The sequence below is a fragment of the Streptomyces hainanensis genome (genome assembly GCF_004348415.1).
Classification (GTDB): Bacteria; Actinomycetota; Actinomycetes; order Streptomycetales; family Streptomycetaceae; genus Streptomyces; species Streptomyces hainanensis.
This window is the reverse complement of sequence record NZ_SMKI01000912.1, coordinates 1-695: the sequence shown is the minus strand read 5'-3', so window position 1 is coordinate 695 and position 695 is coordinate 1. Positions and strand designations below refer to the sequence as shown.

Annotated in this window: 1 protein-coding gene; it reads right to left on the bottom strand. The window is 79.6% G+C overall.

Annotation, left to right across the window (positions count from 1 at the left end; all coding sequences use genetic code 11):
* Window positions 1-647, bottom strand: a 647-nt coding sequence (locus tag E1283_RS36770) for a sensor histidine kinase (protein WP_243745365.1), incomplete at its 3' end; no start/stop codon positions are given.
* Between the last annotated feature and the right edge of the window lie 48 nt (window positions 648-695).

Sequence of the window (695 nt, the reverse complement as noted above, 5' to 3'; positions counted from 1 at the left end):
CCCCTGGCCCCCGGATGGTCGGCGGGCGGCGGCCCGCACTCCACCTCGAACCTGGCCGCCCGGCCGTCCACCAGCTCCGCCGCCACCCGCACCGGTGCCCCCGGCGCGTGCCGGCGCGCGTTCGCCAGACACTCCCGCACGATCCGGTAGCCCGCCGACTGCACCGCGCCCGGCAGCAGCTCGGCGTCCGCCGGCAGGCTCAACGACACCGGCGTCCCCGCCCGCCGCGCCGCCTCGACCAGCTCGGGCACCGCGCCGAGCCGCGGCGCCGGATCGCGCGGCGCCGCCTCCCGCGCCGCGGCCGAACCACGCAGGTAGCCGAGCAACTCCCGCAGCTCGGCCGTGGTCTGCCGGCCCGCCGCCGCCATCGCGTCCACACTCCGGCTCGCCCACTCCGGCAGCTCGCCGCCCCGCGCCCGCATCGTCTCGGCGTGCACCACCAGCAGCGTCAACGAGTGCGCCACCACGTCGTGCATGTCCCGGGCGATCCGCAGCCGCTCGCCCGTCGCCGCCCGCTCCTCCCGCCACTCCTGGGCCAGCCGCGCCTCCTCGGCCCGCCGCTCCGCCGCCACCAGCTCCTCGCGCCGGCCGCGCGCCGCCAACCCCAGCGCCCACGCCGCCGGCAACGGCGCGAGCAGCGCAAGCACGTCGGAACCACCCCGCCAACCGTCGGGTGCCGTCGCGTGGTTCACCCC